This is a genomic window from Sulfolobus sp. B1, from assembly GCF_007050195.1.
Lineage (GTDB): Archaea > Thermoproteota > Thermoprotei_A > Sulfolobales > Sulfolobaceae > Saccharolobus.
In genome coordinates, this window is sequence record NZ_QIMI01000016.1 from 1 (window position 1) to 20,929 (window position 20,929).

A 20,929-nucleotide genomic window follows, 5' to 3' on the forward strand; every position below is an offset into this window, starting at 1 on the left:
ATGAAAATAGAAGGTTTGTAATAAAATATGGTAACATGCTAGACTATGGTCCATGCCCACCTCCACCAATACCTGCTATATATGTTAAAAGTAGTGATTTCAACAAGATAAGAGGTAAGTGCAGAATAATTATTGAGTCTGAAATAAATCCTTATGCAACTGGATATGTAATTGAGGGAATAACTAACGCTAGAAATGAGAATACCGTGGTCCACATAACCTCCCATCACGATCATTGGCTAGCTGGCGAAAGGGACGATTTATTAGCTGTTTCACTTTTACCAGAATTTAGATCAAATCTTTATGAGACTCATTTAATATCCTATACCGCTGAGGAATCCGGATCTATTTACTTTTCCACTTTCTCTTGGTCTTACGGATCAAGAACTTTTCTCAGCAATCTAGGTTCAGAAGATTTGGATAATATTTTGATTAATATTAATTTAGATAATATAAGTGAGTATGAGATTATAATAAAAACTGTTCCGGGTTTGAAAGACTTGTTTAGCGGATTATATACTACTAATATAATTGACGTACCAGAAATTTATACTGATAGTTACTCATACATAAGAAATGGTATACCCAGTATAGACATAGGAAGTAAGAATAATCCTCACTATCATGGCGAGTTTGACAAAATAGATCCAAATGATAGTAAGATAATTGGTAATATAAATTTAATTAAGAATATTATATCAAAAATTATAAATAATAATATATATTATAACTTTAATGACATGATAGAGCAAGTTAAAAATAGTATGCTATATGCTCATCCACCTTTAAAGACTTATCTAGTGAATTTAATAGATAGGTTAAGAGATAAAGATATCTACGTATATAGAAATTTGCTAAAATTTTACGGTGGAATTTTAGATATCGAGGAGAATTATGCAAACGTTAAACTATTTCACAAAAGTTATGGGATTGAAGAAATGATAAAGAGAAAATCAACGATATGTATTGAAAACTTCCAATGCCTAGAAAAACCTAAAGAATCCAGTAGTACTTATTATCGTTATTTCACATATTATCTTAATGAATTAAAAGAGGACGTAACGAATGAATATACAGACCAACTGTACTTATTGTTAAAGAAATTCCTCTAACTGTGTAAGAGATGTTACAACGAAGTCTGCGTATAACTCAGCATTCTTCACCTTAGCTTCTCTATCAACTAAAACAGAATACATACCAGCTTTCTTCGCCGCTAAACAATCTTTTATGGGATCATCTCCTATGAAAAGGCAGGAATTAGGACTTACTGATACCCTTTCACAAGCAATTATGAAAGGTTCAATATTTGGTTTAGGTTTTATACCTCCTTCCCCTCCAATAATTATAACATTAAATTTATCAATTAATGGAAAACTCCTTAATCGCTTACTTTTATTTCCTCCTTCTCCATCGCTATTTGTTATTATGCCCAATTTGTAACCTTTGCTACTTAAATATTCTATAAGTTCTTTAGCATCCTCATAAGGTTCAGTTTGCCCCGCGATCGACCAATATAGGCTAGTCCAATCATATAATTGAGACCTTTCTACTTTTTCTACGTTTAATAGACTAAGCACATTTTCCCACCATTTATTTCTGTCATATTCGCCCTCCCTATCCAATCTGTTACTTTCAGCATCAACTAATCTCTGGATTATGGTAATATCTATTTCGTATCTATAATTTTCTTTAATATAATTATACATATCCTTAGCAACTGTCCTTAAAGCCTCTCTTGATCTACTATCAAAATTAATTAAGGTATTATCGAAATCAAAAAACACAGCCTTTACGTTGCTGAATATTGTATTATCGGAAGACAAAATAATCACGAGAGGAAATCTTCTACTTTAGGTAACTCTTTTGGTAATCCTTTTCTCTCTCTGATCTTACTTACTACATCTAACAGTATACTATCAGGTACTGGTGCCCATCTACTAAATTCAGTACCCCAGAATGCTCTCCCACCAGTTGCACCTCTTAGCTCGCTTGCCATATCGTAAGATTCTGAAACTGGAACCTCTGCGGTAATTCTCGACATATTGGACACTTGTGAAACATCGAGGATCTTCCCTCTCTTTCTAGTTATTACTGCTGTTACGTTACCTATCAGGTCAGCTGGGGCTCTTATATCAAGTTTTTGGATAGGCTCTAAGAGAGTAGGTCTTGACGTTAAGAAACCAGCAAAGATGGAATTCCTTACTGCAGGGTAAATTTGGGCTGGACCTCTGTGAGCTGGATCTTCATGTATTACAGCATCATGCATTATAACTTTTACTCCTCTAATCGGTTCATGTGCTAGTGGTCCCTCCCTCATAGCTAACCTGAAACCTTGAAGTACTGTATCAATGACTTCTCTTAAGTGTTGCACACCGCTTGTCATATCAACAAATACGTTTACGTTTTCATCTATTGCTATTATTCTCTTAGCCTCGTCATAATCCCAGTCAGCACTATCTCTTAATATTTTAGCCATTTCCTTACTATCCATATCTTCCCTTATTGTTCCATTACTAATCAGCTCAATGGTCTTATCATTTAACGGTTCAACACTCAAATAGAACTTGTTATGCTTATTTGGTGACTTCCCTTCAAATACTTGACTCTTGGCTCTTATGCTTTCTCTATATACTACTATTGGTGGTGTTGTTACTACATCAATACCATAGTTTTCTCTCAATAGTTGTAACGATACTTCTAAGTGAAGGAATCCCATGCCAGATAACAGATATTCGCCTGTTTCTTCATTTATTTTGACTACTAAGTTTGGATCTTCAATACTTAATTTCCTTAATGCATCAATCATCTTTGTTAAATCTTTTGGATTCTTAGGCTCTACTGCTATTGTTACTACTGGTTCCGAGATATAATGAAGTCTTTCAAAACTTCCTTGAACTGAATTAAAGGCTACAGATATAGCAGTCTCACCTGATCTAGCTCTATCTAAGCCTAATACTGCTGCAATATTTCCTGCTGGTATCTCTTCCGCAAGCTCTCTTGTCGGTCCCATATATAGACTTACTTGTAAAATTCTCTGCGAAGTCTTTGCGTTAACTAACCATAATTCTTCCCCAGATCTGAGAGTTCCAGAGAATACTCTACCGGTTGCTACTAAACCTGCGTGTGGATCCACTTTCATATCTGTTATCATGAAAACTACTGGTCCGTTAGGATCTGCATTTAACATTGCCTTAGCCACTTCGCTATCTAAGTCACCTTTCCAGATCTTAGGAATTCTGTACTTTTGCGCCTCTAGAGGATTAGGAACGAATTTGATTGCCGCATCAAGTAAAGCTTCGTGGATTGGAACTTGTGAGGCTAGCTCCTCAATTTTGGATTTATCAGAGGCAGTATATGCATCAATTACATGCTTCATGTTAATTCCTTTCTTCTGTGCCATAGGTAAACTAAACCCCCATTTGTCTTTGGCTGAACCGAAAACTACATTACCCGCTTGTGGATTTATCATCCATTTTTCTTTGAACTCTGGCTCTCCATACATGTCAATTAAATTGTTAAATTGCCTTATTATATCTAGTAATCTATTTAGCATTTCTTGTGGGCTTAACTTTAACTCCTTTACTAATCTATCAACCTTATTTACAAATAGTATTGGCCTAACTCTTTCTTCCAGACTCTGTCTTAGAACAGTTTCAGTTTGTGTCATTATACCCTCAACTGCATCAACAACAACTATCGAACCGTCAAGAACTCTTAAACTTCTTGTAACTCTTCCACTAAAATCAACGTGGCCTGGTGTATCGATTAAGTTAATTACATATCCTTTGCCTTCTGCTTCGTGATATAGACTTATGTTTGCAGCCTTCACTGTGATTCCTCTTTGTTGCTCTACATTCAGATAGTCTAACGCTAATGCCTCACCAGCCACTTTTGGTGAAATTATTCCAGAGGCTGCTAATAAAGTATCACTGGTAGTAGTCTTTCCATGATCGACATGGGCGATTATCCCTATATTACGTACTCTCGTTCTATCCTTCATTAAGCTGAGTACTTGCTCTACTGTCTTATACCTAGGCAACTAAAACCACCTACTTCTTGCACATAAACTTATTAAGACACATATTAAAAGGTAATGCACAAAAATCAATCTAAAAAATCTAAAGATAATCGAACAATGAAGAACCTTTCTTTTTATCTTCAGATTTATTATCTGTATTAGTTTGTGAATAATAAGTCCTTAAAATCTTATATATTTCCTCAGCTTTTTTTCTACTTCCAAGAGCTTTTTCCAGTTCAGAAATTGAAGCATTACAAATATTCTGAATAGTTCCAAATCTATTTAATAATCTTTCAGCTAGTATCGTACCCACACTAGGTAATGATTCAACAATGTATAATTGAATATCACTCACACTATTCAGCTTTGATTTGTTATGGAGATTAATCTTTCTATTATAGTTCTCCGAAGATAACTGAAATTTTTCAGCTAATTTCTTTAATATTTCTGATGTATCTCTTTTGTCTCTAGAGTAGATCACTTTTACATCATAATCTAGTGTGAGTGAAATTAACGCGTTATTTATTGCCTTCCATCTATCAGTTATTTTTCTAATTAAGTTAATATCACCCTCCAGTATCAGTATTGGGACTCTGTAGGAATCTGATAACCTAGAAATCTGATCAAAAAATCTTTTATCAAAAATAGAGTTAATTAAATCAGGCACAGATTTTCTCTCTATAGCAACACCATCTGCCACTACGTAGTCAGCAACTTCAAGTTGGCTAAATATTACTATTAAGCCTAATTCTTTAAGTAACTCTGGTATACCGCTTGCTTTCTCTCTATCATCAACATAAATTCTAATTACCATAGGTCAATATAATTAATCTTTTCCTAGGCTTTTATACCCGATTGCCCTCCTTGTGGATAATATTTAGACAACATCTCGTTGATCTTTGCTTGGAGATCCTCAAGCTGTTTCCTTAATATACTTTCTTGTTTCTGATATGTACGTGATCTTAATTCTAGTAATTCTTTTCTATCATTTAATTCCTTTTCTACAGAAGCCTTATCCGACTTAACCAATAAATTACCAACTATCTTATAAATTGTAGCCTCAGCTGTAAGATTAGCTAACTCGTCTAAGACTCTGTTAATTTCCCTTAGCTCGTTTTCTATCGTAGATTTCTCTAACAGTAATCTATCTAATTGGTTTTTCAATTGTTGAAATTTCGCTAATTGGGTTTGAACTTCTGGGGGTAATTTTTCAGCCAAACTCATTTCACCTCTTCCAATGACTTTAGAATTGTATATAACCAGAGTATATAAGAGTTCATTATAGCTCTTGTCCTTGTTAGTGTAGGCGAGTTAATTATAATTCTAAGAGGATCTCTCTCAATTTTAACATATTTCGTATCTATTTTCTCAATTATTATTGAATTATAAATAATATCTTCAATATTCTTAAATTTCTCTGCATCGTCTGCTTCATCTTTTAACTTAATCTCTACTAGTGCCATAATTCTAAAGAAATTCTTAAGAACTTATTATTATTTTTATCCATAAAAGTGACCTCACAAAGATTACTGTCAACTTGTTTAAAAAATGATAGAATTTTACAATTATTCTTAGACTCTGACAAAATCGGATATCCAAGATCTAGTATAAAATCTTTGACGAAAGCACAAGTATTGTATAAAATACATATGGAGCCTCTCTCTATCTCATTTAACGTTATACCAAAATCGGAAGGAAGAGAAATTCCTCTAATCTTAAATATATACTTGGGTGAGAGCATTACTAAATCGTAAAGTATCATCTTATATGGATTACCTTTTAGTGTACTGATTAATAGTAAATATGGGGAATGAAGGGATAATGCTAATGCAAAAATTTCCTTTAAATCCCTTCTACCTCTATTTATCTTTAGAGAATCGGGTATAACAATTTCTAACGTGTTTAAAAAGTTCCTAACTCTAATATTAGCATCCCGCGAAGATGTTATAATAACGTTAATAGGGCGTATATGCAAGCCCTGCCCACTTTGCTCCACATTTCCTACAATACCAAATGCCAGATGCCAACCTAACAACTTTTCCAGCTGTCTTACAATAAGGACATTGATGATCTTGATACCTTCTCTCCATTATTTCTTTCCATTTCTTTCTTATCGTAGATCCATATCTTGGCCCAAATCTCCCAGCTATACCAGTTACCTTACCCATACTCTTTCACCTTATCTAAATATTTAATTGCTTTTTAAGTTCTTCTATTAACTTAGCTGCTGCTACCCGTGCTATATTCTCGGCTTGATCTATATCTTGTATCAGTAAACTTCCCTTTCCAGATTTCTGTATACCCACTATTTTATAATCAGCTGTATATGAAAATGAAATCTTAGCTTCTATTATCGATTCCTCCTCTAAATCTGGATCAACCACTAAGTATTTATCTACCTTACCTAGTGATACAGAAACCACAGGGTAGTTCATGGGTAATTTTCCTATTTTTTCTGACTTATTAATAGATATTGATCCATTAGACTGCTCTACCTTATACACAGATGTATTATATAGAGCAGCAATTGATGCTAACATACACGCGTCTAATACATTACCATTATAATCTAATACGTAGACGTCTAACCAAACAGTCCATACACTTTTACCTGGCTCAATGACAAGCTTTGTTAAATCGATAGCCTTTGAATCCCTTAAACTTCTATCTATTACCCTAGCCAATTCTATCGCATTTTCATCTGGAGGACCAGGTTCAAAAGTTTCATAAGCTAGTGGTAAGAGTTCCACATTAACTATTAAATTTCCTTGATTTGGAGTATCTTCATATGGCTTACCTAGCTCTAATTTTACACCGGCTAAAACCATCGTATTTCCCAGTTTTACCAAAGCAGACCCATCGGCCTTCTTAGCGTAATCAACAGTAATAGAAATTGGCCTATACTCGTTTAATTTCCTTCCATCTTGTCTAATGCCTTTATCAAATAGGCTTATAATACTTTCTTTCTTTATAATTGGGATTACGTTTTGATTAGAAGGCGTTGCAGACATAATTATACTCCCTCCTCCTTGAATTCTATAAATCTAGATCTTAACGCCTCCTTCTCAAGGTTATATATAACGTTTATACCCTTAATAGCTAGATTCAAGGCTTGTCTAAATTCGTCTGGACTCATATTTCCATTAAGCTGAAATAAAGTAACTTGATTTAATGAAGGCATTATCGCGATAGGCATATCTGCCTCTCCCCACATATCTTCAGGCTCGTTTAAGTCTAATACTATCACTCCATCTGCTTTGCCTACTGCAACACCTGCTATTAGATTTTTCATAGGTATTCCTGCGTCAGCTAAAGCCATAGAAGCAGCCATCAATGACACTAATCTTGATCCTGCATCAGCTTGCAATACTTCTGTGAATACATCTATAACCGTTCTAGGGAATAAATCAACTAGCACAGCTGATTCAAGCGCTTCACGTATAACTTTCGATAACTCTATTTCTCTTCTACTCATCACAGGGTTTTTCCTATCATCGGTGGAAAATGGAGCCATATGATATCTGACTCTTAATACAGCCCTATCTGGTAAAGATAAGTGTCTAGGATGCATTTCTTTAGGTCCGTAGACTGCAGCTATTACTTTTGTATTACCCATCTCAAATATAGCAGAACCATCAGCATTTTTCAAAACGCCTAATTCTATTCTTATATTTCTTAATTCATCTGCCTTTCTACCATCTAGTCTTTTTCCGTCATCAAGAATTAATCGTGGTTTCTGAATTTGAAGCACCTTTTTCACCCAGTTTTTCTTGTATGAATTTCTTAATTCTATCAGTTAATCCTTTTATATGTGACTCACTTTCAATCTTTCGTATAGCCTCAATTAGAACTTTTTCAGCTAGCTGGGAAGGACAATTAGCTAAGATCCTCCCATTATTAGCTACTAACATACTACATCCACTTTCTAACGTTAATGTTTCATACATACTCCTATTTTTACCTATTACACGAGGTACTTTTACCGGCATAATATCAACTACAATTCCTGAGGTTACTCTGCCTAAATCCTTTCCCTTAACTGAAAGAACTGGATCAATAGTTCTATCGTAGTTTTCGACTTTAGCTATTACATAATCTCCAATATCTAGATATTTCCTTAAATCTTCACCCGGCGTAACAGGTCTACCCAGCAAATTAGATGCGGGCAAGTAGGCATGATATGGGGCTTTAATGTCAACGATCCATCCATATATCTCTATATCATCTATTAAACCGATTACAATATCCCCTACTTTAGGATAATAATACGACCCTTCCAAGGGTATTATTTCAAATTGCGAATCTTTAACATCAAATAATCCTACTATTGTTGAATAGTACTTATTGCCAATTTTCAAGACATATGGACTCCATGGAATCTGAAAATCTCCTTCAGCTATTAATTCGCCGGGAACTACTATTGATCGAGGTTGTAACAAAATTTTTTGTTGGCTCATCTCATCTCACTTGTATAACTTTTACTTCTACTTCACCTTTAGTTAATCCATTTAATTTATCTATAACTTCTTGCTGAGCACCAGCAGGTATTTCTAATTCGGCTATTAATGTCCCATCTTCTAACCAATTCGACTTTTTAACATCTCCTAAATTATGAAGCTGTGATTTAACTTTCGAACTATATTGAGATGGAACCTTAATACTGATTAAAGCTCTCGCAATCTTTATAGGTATTATTCTAGAAATCTCTTTCACTATCTGCATTGCTTGAGATTCAACATCTCTATTTAAGTCTATTTGAACCCTTGCTTGTTGCATTGCTATTTCTATCCTTGTTGGGGGTATAGGTAAATTAGTCTTTGGGTCAACGGCATTCCTATGAATAAAATCTATTATTTGCTTCCTTTTAGTCTCAACCATTTCCTTTCGTTGCTCGGTTGTTACTGGTAACTCGCCCTTCATTAAAATTTCCTTAACAATTGTCTCAAAATCTGTAGTGCCAAAAACTTTCTTTAGTGAAGATGGTGAGGCTTTAAGCCCCTTTTTAACATCTTTATAGATGGTATCCGAAATAACTATATCCGATAAACTAATACTCTTGCCACTTCTGAAAGCTAACGCTTCTTTTGGCTTAACTAAAATTTCAAATCTTTCACCTTGAGCTTCATACTTAACTACTACATAATCACGCTCCTTAGCCATAAAAAAACTTCACCTTTTATCTTATAATTTCTGTAAATATGTGCTTTTCTCCTCATTGGTCATCTTAAGAAATACGCCAGTCTGTGTAGACGCATATCCTATTTCAACTGTGCTAGGAGTTAATCTCTCATTAGGTTTTAAGGTAGACATCAATGCCCTTAAAGCCAAAAGTATAGTTTCATCCATACTCATATCTTCTTTGTAATTCTTTTCCAAGAACTCAGTTGCCGTATAATAACCTTGACCTATAGCAACAGCATAATATGGCATAAATTGTCCACTGGGCTCAGTCATGTAAAGTTTAGCCGTGCTCTTATCTATACCTGCTATTACTAAAGCCACACCGAAAGGTCTTACGCCACCGTGTTGAGTGTACATTTGTTTCACGTCAGCAACGGCTTTAGTTAGGTAATCTATACTTATTGGCTCATCATAAATCAATCTGTGTTGTAACGCCATATTTCTAGCATAATCGATAAGAACTCTACCATCAGACGCTAAACCGGCAAAGCTGCAGCCTACGTGATCATCTATTAAAAAGACCTTCTCTATATTGTCGACATCAAGAAGATTTTGAGCACGCCTTTTTTCACTAGCTATTACCACACCGTTCTTTGACTTTAACCCTATAGCTGTCCAACCTTTCTTAACTGCTTCAAATGCATAATCTACTTGATATAGAGATCCGTCTGGTGAAAATATAGTTATGGCTCTATCGTATCCCATTGCTGCTGGTCCAAATGCCATATATTATCCCATCAAATACTAAGTAGTCCCTAATTTTAAAAATATTGTTCAGCTCGTCGCAGAGATCATCACTTCGCAGTCTGGAGCGGCTTCATCATTTAATACCAATTATCTTTTTCGCCCTTTTTAAACTACTCGTTGTTCTTCTGGGCACCACAAGTGCCTTAGTTCCACTAACTTCCTTCACTAAAGGTATACTAGCTATTACAACCTTATACCCAGCTCTATTGGTCGATATAATGCCCTCTTGAGTGTCCTCTCTGAAGAATATCACTCTAGGATTAGCTATTTCTAACCATATGCTCCCTAATAGTTCCTTAACCGCCTTACGTATTTCTTTCTCCACGTCAATTCCTTTCACATTTTTATCTGATATAACATAAAATACAATGTATCTCTTTGACTTAGAAATTTTTTTATTTTTTACAATCTTTACATTTAATAGCTTTCTTGAAATATACAAGAATGTGAGAGTAACTAGCCAAACAATTATTATAACGTCAAGTCCTAATTGCCATATATTCATTTAACAACTTTATCGGATTTAAAAGTGCAAACTTAAAAGCTTCCTCTTCATCAGCCCCAAGAATATTTAGGTAATCTATTTTAGAAATTGGACTCCATAACTCATTATAGTCTTCGGCATAAGAGGAGAAAATTACATTCGGAATCCATTTATAGGCATACATCAGCATTCTGTAAACTACTATTCTTGAGGATTTTAGAGGAACTTCAACAAATTTATTATGAAACCTAATTAAATTTAGCATAGTTTTTTTAAGGACTTTTATATTTTCCCCATCTATAACAATTACGTTTACACGTTTATCAATAATGGAATACCTTAGAGAATCTAAAGATAGAGGTTTTATGAAAATTAACTGTTTTCTTTCCCTTTTGAGATTTGCCAGAGTTCTCCTTAGTGCATCGATACTATCAGTCCTAATGGTAATCCTCTTAATACCTACTTTGCCATCCTCAGCGAAAGTTAAGTTATATCCCAGTTTTTGAGCATAAGGGAAAACGTCAGAATTTAGTATACATGGTTCTATCACTAACAACTTTTCTAAACTCCTCCTTTATGTTTTCAAAGGAATCATTAAAAGATAATACAACTCTTATTATATCGTCCCCCTCCTTTAAAACTAGCCTATTCTCAGCTATAATCCTTTGTTTATCAAATCTCAGATATAATTTACGAGAATCCCAGTGGGATTCAAACGTAGCGAAAAGGAACATTAAATCTGTAGGTTCCATCTTACTAAGAATAGTTTTCAAAAGATCATTACTATTTTTTCTGTCAAACTTGTATTCAATAATTATTATTTTATTCTTATAATGGCCAGTAACTATTGTTTCGCTCTTTTTCGAACTTAAAATAGAAGGAGCAAAAAAATTTTCCACAGAGCTAATTATTCTGTTATAATCTTCCGTTTCATGGACAAATATTGAAACAATAGCTTGATTCACTCTCATGATTACTTTCCTGGTATCCTATCGTACTCTTGTAACCTATTATACTTGTTAGCTTCATGACGCTTCTTCTCTTCCCTTTCTTTAATTTTCTTATTCCACTTGTACCTAGTAGTTCCTTTTAGTCTTCTAGCTTTCCTTAATCCTCTAACTTTCTTACCCGCTGATGTTAAACCTCTGAAAACTCTACGCCTATTAGCGGGATCTTGAAGCCACTTTAAATTAGGATCGTTCTTTATTACTGGATGAGATGGATCAACAAGAATTACTTCGTAATATTTATACAAACCATCTTCTGCAACGTAGTAACTGCCTAAAACTTCTAAGTTAGGATATTTTCTTGCCGCTTTCTCCTCAGCTATCCATCTGTATCCCTTAGATGGAGAATAACCATAAACACCCATCCTTTTAGGTCTTCTACCTTTATTTGGTCTTATCTTATTTGAACCTCCCCTTCTAACCCTTACTCTAACTACTATGAAGCCTTGTTTGGCCTTATAGCCTAAGGCTCTGGCCCTATTTAATCTCGTAGGTTTAACAATTCTAACGATAGAGGGCTGTTTTCTCCATTCAATTAATCTCTGCCTTATCACACTTTTTTTCCACTCATCAGATTGCCACGTATTCTCTACATGGTGGTACATTGATAATGCCATCTTTTATCCAAATTATTAGCTAAACAACTAATTAATAAAAGTGTCCACTAATCAGAATCATATGATAAGCATAGGAATAGTTGGAAAAACAAACGTAGGAAAGAGTTCTTTCTTTAGTGCAGCGACTCTAAAAGATGTAGAAATAGCCGATAGACCATTCGTTACTATTAATCCTAATGAAGCAATAGGGTATGTAAAAGTTAGATGCGTGCATACCGAATTTAATGTAAAGTGTAATCCTAAAAATTCAGTTTGTATAGATAATTATAGATTTATACCAATAAAACTAGTAGATGTCGCTGGGCTTATCCCTGGGGCACATGAAGGAAGGGGCTTAGGCAATAAATTCTTAGATGACTTAAGACAAGCTGATGCCCTTATCCACGTAATTGATGCCAGTGGATCGACTAATGAAGAAGGTCTCCCAGTAGAACCGGGTTCAAGAGATCCAGAGGAAGATATAAAGTTTATTGAAAATGAACTTGATGAATGGTTCTACTCCATTATAAATAAAGATTGGGCTAAATTTGCAAGAACAACTGACTTATCGGGAAAAGATCTCGTTGAAGCTTTGCTAAGTAAGTTATCTGGAATATCGGTGAACAGATCTCACATCATTGAAGCTTTAAAACAAACAAAGCTTGAAAATTTAAAGTTGTTACAATGGACTGAAACCGATTTAAAAGATTTCGCTAGAGTCCTCAGAATCATTAGTAAGCCTATGATAATAGCAGCTAATAAGTCTGATATGCCTCAAGCTAGAAGGAATATTGAAAAACTGAGAAAGAAATATCAATGGATTATCCCTACTAGTGCTATTTCTGAGTTAGCGTTAAGAAAGGCTGCTAAGTCAGGAATTATACATTACATCCCTGGAGAAAGTGATTTTATCATATTAAAAAAGGATATAAGTGAAAAACAAAAATCTGCATTAGAGTATATAAGAAAGAATGTTTTGGAAGTTTATGGCTCTACCGGTGTTCAACAAGCCCTAAATGTTGCAGTATTTGAAGCGTTAAAGATGATAGTTGTTTATCCAGTAGAGGATGAGAAAAGGCTTAGCGACAAAAACGGCAATGTATTACCAGATGCAATTTTACTTAAAAAAGGTTCAAATCCAAGAGACTTAGCGTATTCTATTCACACAGATTTAGCTAAAGGCTTTCTGTACGCTATAGATGTAAAAAGAAAGATGAGAATTGGAGAAGAATATCAACTGCAGGATGGAGATGTAATTAAGATTGTCTCAAGCACTGCTAAACCTTTTTAAGTAATTTGGGAAGAAGAACTCTCCGCGTTGTACATCTCTATCTACTACAGCCCCTGGAAAGATCCAAGCATAGGCTCCTATTTTTACTCCAGGCAATATCGAAACATTTATTCCAGTTCTAACATGTGCTCCAACAATCGCGCCTAGCTTCTTTCTATTACTGTTAACTCTTTCATTTTTTATGGTAACCTTAACCTCCTTCTCGTCAAATCTTAGATTTGCAGTAATCGTTCCTGCTCCAAAATTAACATCTTCACATATCACACTATCCCCGACATAGCTTAAGTGAGGTATTTTTGTGTCCTCCATTATTATGCTCTCTTTTATTTCATTAAAAGCCCCAATTTTTACATTACTCCCAATAACTGTATATGGTCGTATATATGCGTTTGGACCTATGGTGGAATTCTTACCTATATATGCTGGACCTTCAATATATGTGCCGGCCTTAATCCTAGAATTCTCCTCGATAATAACAGTTCCTTTTATCTTGACGTTATCTTCAATCTCTCCTAAGATCTTACTAAATGTCTGCCTTTGTAGGAATATCTTATTTATCTCAATTATGTCCCAAGGCTTTCCTATATCCATCCATAAACCATGATATGCTACTACTTTTACGTTCTCAGATATCTGATTTATTGCGTCCGTAAGTTCATACTCGCCCCTTACCGATGGTTTCAATTTATCTATAAATGAAAAAATATTCTGATCTAATTTATATATGCCTGCGTTTATTAGATTAGACTGAGGATTTTCTGGCTTTTCAACAATTCTAATTAGCTTCATATCAGCGTTATGAATAATAACTCCATAATTCCTTGGATCTTTCACTTGTGTAGCTAATATGGAATTTCCGTTCGATTCCAAAATCTGCTTAATCGCGTCCTCTTCAAATACAATGTCCCCATAAAGTACTAAGAACTCATCCTTGATGATTCCTTCTACTGCTCTAAGTGCCGAAGCAGTACCCTTACCTTCGCTTTGTTCAATAATTTTTATATTTTTAATTGTTTTAAAATAATCTTTGTGCTCAGGACTAATAACGACTATAATATCGTCGACATATCTTCTCAAAATTTCAATGTTTCTTAAAATAAGAGGATAATCAAGAATAGGTACAAAAGGTTTAGGTCTAGTATGAGTTATCGGTTCTAATCTTTCACCTTTACCCGCTGCTAATATTACTGCTTTCAACTTGCTTACCTAAATTTTCTGGAGTTTTCAAAACTTTAGTTTTTTCCACTTCAGCCTTTCTCAGAGGATATATCTTCTTAGCAGAATTAAATATCTCATTTGCAACCTTCCCAAATACTACTTCTTGGACAAAATCATCGAAGGTTAGCTCGCTAGCCTTCTTTAAAAATATTTCACTCATTATTTTTCTAATAGCCGTCTTCTGTGCCTGCTGGCATTTATACGTGGTTAGTACTAATCCTTTTACTCTCACAGTGTAGCCGTCCTTAGTAGTAACATCAACTATAGTATTTATTTTAGAGCTCTTCCTTCTAATTAGTGACCTTAAATAATCTCTTGATAGTTCATGACCATAAAACATCGTTAACAACCTATCTCCACTATAACTTGTGATTTTGAAGTATAAGTGAACGTAAACTTGACTAAAGTCTCCAGTTAAGTCATAAAGTGTTGTTTCCACTTTTCTACCTATTGTATAGTTTGCATCATAAGCGGGAGTAGAACCTAACGGTACTTCACCGAAAATTTTAGGTGCTATTATAGTATACCACTTCTTCATCTTCCATTTATCTTTTATCGCTCCGCTTTTAGCTGACATTACCCATCTCCTTATCATTGTGGATTATTCTGGTATAAAGTTTTCTCAGAAAATGAATTATGACTCTAGCCTCCTCTTCATCCTTTATACCTCTTACTAAAGACCTCTTCAATGCGATGTACATTTTATAATCATCATCAGTTCTCTTCAGTAACTCATAGAGATCTTTAGAATATTTATCTATTAATTTTATAGATTTTTCTGAAATAGTTTGATTACCAATATTATTAGTATTAAGAGACTTAAATTTCCAAATTTCGTATAAGATAATACCTACAGCATGAGACAAATTAAGAACAGGATAGCTAGGATTAGCCGGAATATACATGAGAAAATCAGCCTTAAATATTTCTTCTCTAGTCAACCCTACGCTCTCCCTCCCAAAGATTATTGCGACTTTCTTATCCTGAATTAAAGGCAAAATCTCCCATGGTCTAACCGATTTCCTTAAGATATCTCCCTTATTATCAGCAATACTTGAGGTGGCTATCTTAATATCTACGTCACTAATAGCCTCATCATAACTTTTAATAATTTTAGCTCTTTCTAAAAAATCAGCACCTCCTGCGGAGAACCTAAAGGCTTCTTGAACACTAACCCTAGGATTAACGATATAAAGCTCATCAACTGCAAAGTTCTTACATAGTCTAGCCACAAAACCAATATTATATTCACCTTCCGGCTCTACTAGAACTACCCTAATCCACATACTTTATCAACTCTAAAGTTACTATTCTTTCATATCCAAATACTTTCTCACGCTTCTGCAAGACTGAGTATCCTTTATTTTCAATAGTGCTTAATATTAAATCTTCGTTACTTAGCGAGGAAAAAACCAAATATATTCTTCTCGCTGTAGCAATTTTTAGAAACCTTAAAATAACTTCGCTGCCGTCTTTACCCCCGGACCAACTATAGCCTATCCATTTATCATACTCCTCAAATGGAAGATACGGAGGATTAAACACTATCGTATCAAATTTAAAGCTTCTTAAACACGTAAGTAAATCACAATTTACAATATCATACTTAATTGAATCTATACCATTTATCCGCAAAGAGCATAAAGTAGCTTCTACAGCATAAGGATTAATATCTATAAAAACCACCTTGGCTCCTCTCTTAATTGTATAAATGCCTAAAATTCCGGTACCAGAACCAACGTCAATGACTTTCTCACCTGTACTAACATTAATCATGTCAAGAATTAATTCCGTATCATCCGCTGGCTCATATACTTGCTCATTTACGCATAGTTTAATCCCATGGAATTCAATAATTCTATGACTTGACAAGGTTTGAAATCCCTCACTCTTAACTCACTTTCTGAATCAAACCCGCACAACTTAGAAACTTTGCGTATGCTTTTATTTCTATACTTGCTTACACACTCAATAATTTTGATGATATTATCATTATAGTCCCTAATTCGATCAAATATAGTTATTATTGAATAAACTTTAGGCATAGGAACAAATGATTGAGGGGGAATAACATCCCTAACGTTTATATTGTAAAAGAAATTAACTAAAAAGGAAATGTAAGTTGGATCATTTACTAACTTATCAACGAAATCTTTCTGAAGTATTAAAACTAATCTTCTTACTTGATCTAATTTAGCTACTTCCTTAAAGAAATCAGAAGTTATGTCATAAGGTAATGAGGAGACGATTTGCCCCCTAATTATAGGAAGATTTCTTCCATCTCCTATTATCAAGTTATAATCCCTTAAGTATTTGATTAACCTGCCATCTATCTCTATGCATAAATCAGGTTTTAAAAACTTAGTAATATTCCCCTTTCCGCACCCTATCTCAACTATAGGCCTTTTACTATAATCTACATAAGTAAGGAACTTATTAATGACACTTCTATCCTTAAGAAATACTTGTGAAAGTCTCACCTTAACTTTTCAAGATAACCCACGTAGATAAGTTGTTGTTCAGTTTTTTTATTTTCATCCACTATTGGATACGCAAATAAGTAATATTTCTCTTCACCTTTAACCTCATTTATAATCCTTTCTACTATTATTGATACTATATCTTTAACCCCTACTCTATCCTCGATATCCTTAAAACTCTCAAAGGGTTTCTTTTTCCTTTCCTCTAAGATTACTCTTAATGTTTTTTTACCTATATTCGGTAAAAGTTCCAATGCGTGCAACTTTAATGTAAGCGGTTCAGCTTTATTAAAAAATTCTACGAATGCCCTCTCTTTCTCTCTTACTATTTTTTGTACTACTCTAGGTAAGTTCTCTTTAGATAGGGAGGTAAGATCGTCATAAACTATATGCCCATCCACTTTTACTTCTTGTTCAGATTCTAAATCTATCCTCTGCTCTGGTGAAAAGTTTAAATTGAATGAACGCAAAGTAAGCTCTAATAACAAGAAGTAATCCTCACCAATAGCTTGAATTAACGGTTTGTCCCTATGAAACTTATGTTTATCCAGAGGATTACCTTCTCTCATATAGTCCAAAACATATACTATACGTTCTCTTACCATCCTCTTTCTTTGCAATTTGTGTCCCGAATAAATAATGTATATTTTAAAAGTAAAAACTCAACTCTTCACGTATTTCCTTATTAAATCAACTATCTTCTGTATATCTTCTGAAGTATACGTCTTACCAGCATCCATTATAAGAATACTTCTAACCTCATCAGCAGTTGTAGGACAAATGCTAGCTATAACAGCTCTGATATCCTCCCTACTGACAATACTTTTAAGCTCTTCCATCAACTTCTCAGCATCTTCTGCACTACATTTTTCCACATCATTTAAATAATCAAAAGTCTTTTGCAACAAATTAGAAGAAACACCTGACTTTATAACGTCTGATAATAATTTTTTAGCTACAGAATAGGGAATGTAATGCTCTTCAACAACGTAAATAGATGACAATTTTCAGCTCACCTTATAAGGAACTAGGTGTTCTGGCCTAATGATTAAAACCTTTTCCTTTTCACCTAAAGTAACAGAAACCTCATATGCCCTTCCTCTTCTCCCAACTATTTTTCCTACTTTACCTTGATATCTTCTATGTGGCATACCCGCATGTACCGAAGAGTTTATCTTTATAACCACTTGGTCACCCAGATTATAAGTGTACATTAGCCTACTCAAAGGAGGAACTGCTCCTCTTTCCCTAGGATTCTTTCTTAATAAATTTCTTGATCTCGTTCTATATCCTTTGGAATGCTTAACCATACTAATCCCTTCATAACCATTATATAACACATAATTAAGATTTTTGTTGGAAAAACATTTAAGGTATAACTAAGGTATACTATATGCAAATATTGCGGGGGTGCCCGAGCCTGGTCAAAGGGGGCGGACTTAAGATCTAGGCCCCATAAAAATAAGAGATCCGCTGGCGAAGGCCTGCACGGGTTCAAATCCCGTCCCCCGCACTTAATTATAGACTGATCAAAAAGTTATTAATTCAAACTTATTGAGGAAAATCGTAAGATTATTGCAAGATACTAAAAAATCATCTAAAATGTAAGCCTCGAAAACTAGAAGAAATATCATTGCAACGTACATTAACGTGTGTGGACAACAATTTGGTTGATATAAATTGAATTTTCTTTATTGTGGAAAAGTATTTTTAGAGTTATTTATTAGGGCGAGAACGGGTTTGATTTCCTAGCACTTAAATCAACGAGAAACACAATAGCAAGATGGCTGAAAATATTCTTCCACAATATACTCTAAATCCATCGCTTAAGTAAAAAATTTACAGTTGGACGAAATTGTTGTCCACACACGGAAGAGGATTGCTGGACTAGATAGGCCGAAGTCGTTAACGGAAAGGGTTCAAGAGTTTGACGCTAAGGAAGAGGTGTTAAGGGAAATGGTCTTCGTAAAGCTTTGCCGTAGGCTAATGCACTATTATAGGACTCTAGCTTCCCACTTAGCCAGAACGTTATGGCAACTAGGCGTTTTAACGGTCTTTGTTGGTTATCCTTACTTCATTTCTCAAGATAAGGGTAATAAGTTTACTTCAAAATATTTGGTCTTATCGTAAATTAATATGAGTTATAGTGAATAAGCTTTATGAGTATAAAGGTGTTTCTCGTCGTTGAATATAATACTTCTAGGCTCTGTACTTATCATGAAGTAGAGGTGGCTAGGAGACCTAGGAGAGTTATTAATTGTCCTTTATCCCACAAGTTGCATAGTGATGTTAATGGTGATTTGAATATTATGAAAATGGGAGTAAAGAAAGTAGTAGTAACGTTGAAAAAGCCATTGTCTTTCTTAGTAACATCTAACGGAATAACTCCCGTAAAGGGGAGTAATGCTTTGGACCTAAGTAGAACCCTCGCCCTTTAGGACGGGGAGGAGGTCAGAAGGATACGCGCGCCAGTCTTTTTAGTTTAGTGATACAGATAGAGGCTAAAATTCATTGCCTAGAGGGAAGGAGATTAATAAGTGACTACTATAACTTATATTTTAACTCGAGAAATCAAAAACATCCGGTAATAATAATCTAAGTATCAAATCCTCAATGAGAATTATCGTACTAAAGAAAGTGACAAATGCCGTAAATAGAAGTCTAGAAGCTCTCAAGTGTATACTAGCACTCTAAAAATGGAATTACTGTCAGAATTTTTTGTAACTTTATGATTTCATTATAATAAATTTGGGAAAAGCATGCGGGGGACGGGATTTGAACCCGTGCAGGCCTTCGCCAGTAGGGCCTGAGCCTACCCCCTTTGACCTAGCTCGGGCACCCCCGCAAATACAATTCTGAAGCAGAAGCTTAAAAAGTATAATCTGCGGCATCAAGGTGGGCCCGCGGGGACTTGAACCCCGGACCACTCGGTTTCTCAGCGCTCTTATGAGCCGAGCGCTCTACCTAGCTGAGCTACGGGCCCACAAATATATCAACAAAAATCTTGTTTTTAAGACTTACGCTTACATTTTTACGTACCATATTTCCATTGTTTCATATACTCCTTTTGCTCCTCAGTGAGCTCATCTATCTGTATGCCCATAGTCTTTAATTTTATCTTAGCTACTTGGTAGTCTAATTCCTCTGGTACATTATATACTTTATTTGATAGTTTACCCCTATTCTTTACAAGATACTCTACCGCTAACGCTTGGTTAGAGAAACTCATGTCCATAACCTCGCTAGGGTGTCCCTCTGCTGCAGCTAAATTAACTAATCTGCCTTCAGCTAATAAATACACTTTCTTGTTATTAGGGAGTTCATATTCATCAACATAAGGCCTTATATTCTTTACACTCTTTGCTACTTCTTTCAGCCCCTTGACATCTATTTCCACGTTGAAATGTCCTGCATTAGCAAGAATTGCACCGTTCTTCATCTCTAGAATATGCTGTATACCAATTACGTTAAGACCACCAGTGGCAGTTACAAACATTTCTCCTACTTTAGCAGCGCTTGACATAGGCATAACCTCAAACCCGTCCATTACTGCCTCTAAAGCCCTGATCGGATTCACTTCTGTAACTATTACTCTAGCACCTAAACCCCTTAGTCTGTTTGCTATACCTCTTCCTACCCAGCCATAACCTGCTACTACAGCAACCTTTCCAGCTATTAAAATATTGGTAGCTCTTAGTATGCCATCAATAGCGCTCTGACCCGTACCATATCTGTTATCAAATAGATATTTAGTGTAGGCATTGTTTACTGCTACGACAGGATATTTCAGAACACCTTGCTCTTCCATTGCCTTTAACCTAACTACGCCAGTAGTGGTTTCCTCAGTACCTCCAATTACTTTTATGTCAGTTAATTTTTCATGAAGATATGCATGCAAGTCTCCGCC

General features: G+C 34.9%; 29 protein-coding genes and 3 tRNA genes. 5 read left to right on the forward strand and 27 right to left on the reverse strand.

Features of this window, described 5'->3' with window-relative positions; translation table 11 throughout:
* On the forward strand, nucleotides 1-1,112 hold a 1,112-nt coding region (locus tag DMP16_RS02195), incomplete at its 5' end, for a M28 family peptidase (RefSeq protein WP_143576856.1).
* Here the strand turns inward: DMP16_RS02195 and DMP16_RS02200 are convergent.
* The 16 genes from DMP16_RS02200 to DMP16_RS02275 form a co-directional block, all read right to left on the reverse strand.
* Nucleotides 1,095-1,823 (reverse strand): HAD family hydrolase, encoded by a 729-nt coding sequence (locus DMP16_RS02200; RefSeq protein ID WP_069284552.1) that lies wholly within the window; start codon nucleotides 1,821-1,823, stop codon nucleotides 1,095-1,097. The two genes, DMP16_RS02195 and DMP16_RS02200, sit on opposite strands and share 18 nt — an antisense overlap.
* 5 nt (nucleotides 1,824-1,828) lie before the next feature.
* On the reverse strand, nucleotides 1,829-4,039 hold the full coding sequence (locus DMP16_RS02205) for an elongation factor EF-2 (RefSeq protein WP_069281980.1): 2,211 nt from the start codon (nucleotides 4,037-4,039) through the stop codon (nucleotides 1,829-1,831).
* A 79-nt stretch (nucleotides 4,040-4,118) separates the two neighbouring features.
* Nucleotides 4,119-4,832: a 3'-flap repair endonuclease Xpf gene (gene xpf / locus DMP16_RS02210; RefSeq protein ID WP_069281978.1), complete on the reverse strand. Its 714-nt coding sequence runs from the start codon at nucleotides 4,830-4,832 to the stop codon at nucleotides 4,119-4,121.
* Nucleotides 4,833-4,855: 23 nt separating this feature from the next.
* Nucleotides 4,856-5,236 (reverse strand): prefoldin subunit beta, encoded by a 381-nt coding sequence (locus DMP16_RS02215; protein ID WP_069284551.1) that lies wholly within the window; start codon nucleotides 5,234-5,236, stop codon nucleotides 4,856-4,858.
* Between the two features lie 2 nt (nucleotides 5,237-5,238).
* The gene (locus tag DMP16_RS02220; protein WP_069281976.1) at nucleotides 5,239-5,481 is read right to left on the reverse strand and encodes a KEOPS complex Pcc1 subunit; all 243 of its coding nucleotides are present in this window, start codon (nucleotides 5,479-5,481) and stop codon (nucleotides 5,239-5,241) included.
* Nucleotides 5,472-5,993 (reverse strand): hypothetical protein, encoded by a 522-nt coding sequence (locus tag DMP16_RS02225; RefSeq protein ID WP_069281973.1) that lies wholly within the window; start codon nucleotides 5,991-5,993, stop codon nucleotides 5,472-5,474. The genes DMP16_RS02220 and DMP16_RS02225 overlap by 10 nt, the downstream gene beginning before the upstream one ends.
* Entirely contained in the window at nucleotides 5,974-6,186 is a 213-nt protein-coding gene (locus DMP16_RS02230; protein WP_069281972.1) for a 50S ribosomal protein L37ae, read from the reverse strand. Before DMP16_RS02230 ends, DMP16_RS02225 begins: the two co-directional genes overlap by 20 nt.
* 15 nt (nucleotides 6,187-6,201) lie before the next feature.
* Nucleotides 6,202-7,029: an exosome complex protein Rrp42 gene (rrp42, locus tag DMP16_RS02235; protein ID WP_069281971.1), complete on the reverse strand. Its 828-nt coding sequence runs from the start codon at nucleotides 7,027-7,029 to the stop codon at nucleotides 6,202-6,204.
* 2 nt (nucleotides 7,030-7,031) lie between these two features.
* Nucleotides 7,032-7,769: an exosome complex exonuclease Rrp41 gene (gene rrp41, locus DMP16_RS02240; protein ID WP_143576857.1), complete on the reverse strand. Its 738-nt coding sequence runs from the start codon at nucleotides 7,767-7,769 to the stop codon at nucleotides 7,032-7,034.
* Nucleotides 7,735-8,475 carry an exosome complex RNA-binding protein Rrp4 gene (gene rrp4 / locus DMP16_RS02245; protein WP_069281969.1) on the reverse strand — a complete coding sequence of 247 codons (741 nt, stop codon included), beginning with the start codon at nucleotides 8,473-8,475 and terminating at the stop codon, nucleotides 7,735-7,737. Before rrp4 ends, rrp41 begins: the two co-directional genes overlap by 35 nt.
* Before the next feature lies 1 nt (nucleotide 8,476).
* Nucleotides 8,477-9,178 carry a ribosome assembly factor SBDS gene (locus DMP16_RS02250; RefSeq protein ID WP_069281967.1) on the reverse strand — a complete coding sequence of 234 codons (702 nt, stop codon included), beginning with the start codon at nucleotides 9,176-9,178 and terminating at the stop codon, nucleotides 8,477-8,479.
* A 21-nt stretch (nucleotides 9,179-9,199) separates the two neighbouring features.
* The gene (psmA, locus tag DMP16_RS02255; RefSeq protein ID WP_069281965.1) at nucleotides 9,200-9,925 is read right to left on the reverse strand and encodes an archaeal proteasome endopeptidase complex subunit alpha; all 726 of its coding nucleotides are present in this window, start codon (nucleotides 9,923-9,925) and stop codon (nucleotides 9,200-9,202) included.
* A gap of 94 nt (nucleotides 9,926-10,019) precedes the next feature.
* Nucleotides 10,020-10,451: an Rpp14/Pop5 family protein gene (locus DMP16_RS02260; protein WP_069281960.1), complete on the reverse strand. Its 432-nt coding sequence runs from the start codon at nucleotides 10,449-10,451 to the stop codon at nucleotides 10,020-10,022.
* Nucleotides 10,426-10,980 carry an RNase P subunit p30 gene (locus tag DMP16_RS02265; protein ID WP_231961220.1) on the reverse strand — a complete coding sequence of 185 codons (555 nt, stop codon included), beginning with the start codon at nucleotides 10,978-10,980 and terminating at the stop codon, nucleotides 10,426-10,428. Before DMP16_RS02265 ends, DMP16_RS02260 begins: the two co-directional genes overlap by 26 nt.
* Nucleotides 10,952-11,401 carry an RNA-binding domain-containing protein gene (locus DMP16_RS02270; RefSeq protein WP_069281956.1) on the reverse strand — a complete coding sequence of 150 codons (450 nt, stop codon included), beginning with the start codon at nucleotides 11,399-11,401 and terminating at the stop codon, nucleotides 10,952-10,954. Before DMP16_RS02270 ends, DMP16_RS02265 begins: the two co-directional genes overlap by 29 nt.
* 2 nt (nucleotides 11,402-11,403) lie before the next feature.
* Nucleotides 11,404-12,054 carry a 50S ribosomal protein L15e gene (locus DMP16_RS02275; protein WP_143576858.1) on the reverse strand — a complete coding sequence of 217 codons (651 nt, stop codon included), beginning with the start codon at nucleotides 12,052-12,054 and terminating at the stop codon, nucleotides 11,404-11,406.
* 61 nt (nucleotides 12,055-12,115) lie between these two features.
* On the opposite strand from DMP16_RS02275, the gene DMP16_RS02280 reads away from it, so the two are divergent.
* Nucleotides 12,116-13,324: a redox-regulated ATPase YchF gene (locus tag DMP16_RS02280; RefSeq protein WP_069281953.1), complete on the forward strand. Its 1,209-nt coding sequence runs from the start codon at nucleotides 12,116-12,118 to the stop codon at nucleotides 13,322-13,324.
* Here the strand turns inward: DMP16_RS02280 and spn are convergent.
* Genes spn through DMP16_RS02320 form a run of 8 tightly spaced genes read right to left on the reverse strand, consistent with a single transcriptional unit; the run spans nucleotide 13,301 to nucleotide 18,332 of the window.
* Complete coding sequence (spn, locus tag DMP16_RS02285; RefSeq protein WP_069281951.1) at nucleotides 13,301-14,521, reverse strand: bifunctional sugar-1-phosphate nucleotidylyltransferase/acetyltransferase; 1,221 nt, start codon at nucleotides 14,519-14,521, stop codon at nucleotides 13,301-13,303. The two genes, DMP16_RS02280 and spn, sit on opposite strands and share 24 nt — an antisense overlap.
* The gene (locus DMP16_RS02290) at nucleotides 14,493-15,119 is read right to left on the reverse strand and encodes a 30S ribosomal protein S3ae (RefSeq protein WP_069284548.1); all 627 of its coding nucleotides are present in this window, start codon (nucleotides 15,117-15,119) and stop codon (nucleotides 14,493-14,495) included. Before DMP16_RS02290 ends, spn begins: the two co-directional genes overlap by 29 nt.
* Nucleotides 15,109-15,828 carry a tRNA (cytidine-2'-O-)-methyltransferase TrmJ gene (trmJ, locus tag DMP16_RS02295; RefSeq protein WP_069281950.1) on the reverse strand — a complete coding sequence of 240 codons (720 nt, stop codon included), beginning with the start codon at nucleotides 15,826-15,828 and terminating at the stop codon, nucleotides 15,109-15,111. The genes DMP16_RS02290 and trmJ overlap by 11 nt, the downstream gene beginning before the upstream one ends.
* Nucleotides 15,818-16,414 carry a HemK2/MTQ2 family protein methyltransferase gene (locus DMP16_RS02300; protein WP_069281946.1) on the reverse strand — a complete coding sequence of 199 codons (597 nt, stop codon included), beginning with the start codon at nucleotides 16,412-16,414 and terminating at the stop codon, nucleotides 15,818-15,820. The genes trmJ and DMP16_RS02300 overlap by 11 nt, the downstream gene beginning before the upstream one ends.
* Nucleotides 16,366-17,022 carry a 16S ribosomal RNA methyltransferase A gene (locus DMP16_RS02305; RefSeq protein WP_083216341.1) on the reverse strand — a complete coding sequence of 219 codons (657 nt, stop codon included), beginning with the start codon at nucleotides 17,020-17,022 and terminating at the stop codon, nucleotides 16,366-16,368. Before DMP16_RS02305 ends, DMP16_RS02300 begins: the two co-directional genes overlap by 49 nt.
* A complete protein-coding gene (locus DMP16_RS02310) occupies nucleotides 17,019-17,642 on the reverse strand; it encodes a DUF655 domain-containing protein (RefSeq protein WP_069281944.1) in 624 nt (207 codons plus the stop codon). Before DMP16_RS02310 ends, DMP16_RS02305 begins: the two co-directional genes overlap by 4 nt.
* 42 nt (nucleotides 17,643-17,684) lie before the next feature.
* Nucleotides 17,685-18,026: a DNA-directed RNA polymerase subunit F gene (locus tag DMP16_RS02315; RefSeq protein WP_069281939.1), complete on the reverse strand. Its 342-nt coding sequence runs from the start codon at nucleotides 18,024-18,026 to the stop codon at nucleotides 17,685-17,687.
* A gap of 3 nt (nucleotides 18,027-18,029) precedes the next feature.
* Nucleotides 18,030-18,332, reverse strand: a complete 303-nt coding sequence (locus DMP16_RS02320; RefSeq protein WP_069284547.1) for a 50S ribosomal protein L21e — start codon at nucleotides 18,330-18,332, stop codon at nucleotides 18,030-18,032.
* A gap of 94 nt (nucleotides 18,333-18,426) precedes the next feature.
* Here DMP16_RS02320 and DMP16_RS02325 point away from each other — a divergent pair.
* From DMP16_RS02325 to DMP16_RS02335, 3 genes are all read left to right on the forward strand, one after another.
* Nucleotides 18,427-18,535 (forward strand) — tRNA-Leu (locus DMP16_RS02325).
* 332 nt (nucleotides 18,536-18,867) lie between these two features.
* The gene (locus DMP16_RS02330; protein WP_069281937.1) at nucleotides 18,868-19,152 is read left to right on the forward strand and encodes a transposase; all 285 of its coding nucleotides are present in this window, start codon (nucleotides 18,868-18,870) and stop codon (nucleotides 19,150-19,152) included.
* A gap of 29 nt (nucleotides 19,153-19,181) precedes the next feature.
* Nucleotides 19,182-19,460 carry a zinc ribbon domain-containing protein gene (locus tag DMP16_RS02335; RefSeq protein ID WP_069281935.1) on the forward strand — a complete coding sequence of 93 codons (279 nt, stop codon included), beginning with the start codon at nucleotides 19,182-19,184 and terminating at the stop codon, nucleotides 19,458-19,460.
* 322 nt (nucleotides 19,461-19,782) lie between these two features.
* On the opposite strand, the gene DMP16_RS02340 is transcribed toward DMP16_RS02335, so the two are convergent.
* The 3 genes from DMP16_RS02340 to DMP16_RS02350 form a co-directional block, all read right to left on the reverse strand.
* Nucleotides 19,783-19,867, reverse strand: a tRNA-Leu gene (locus DMP16_RS02340).
* 51 nt (nucleotides 19,868-19,918) lie between these two features.
* Nucleotides 19,919-20,005, reverse strand: a tRNA-Ile gene (locus tag DMP16_RS02345).
* Between the two features lie 48 nt (nucleotides 20,006-20,053).
* Nucleotides 20,054-20,929, reverse strand: an 876-nt coding sequence (locus DMP16_RS02350; RefSeq protein ID WP_143576859.1) for an adenosylhomocysteinase, incomplete at its 5' end; no start/stop codon positions are given.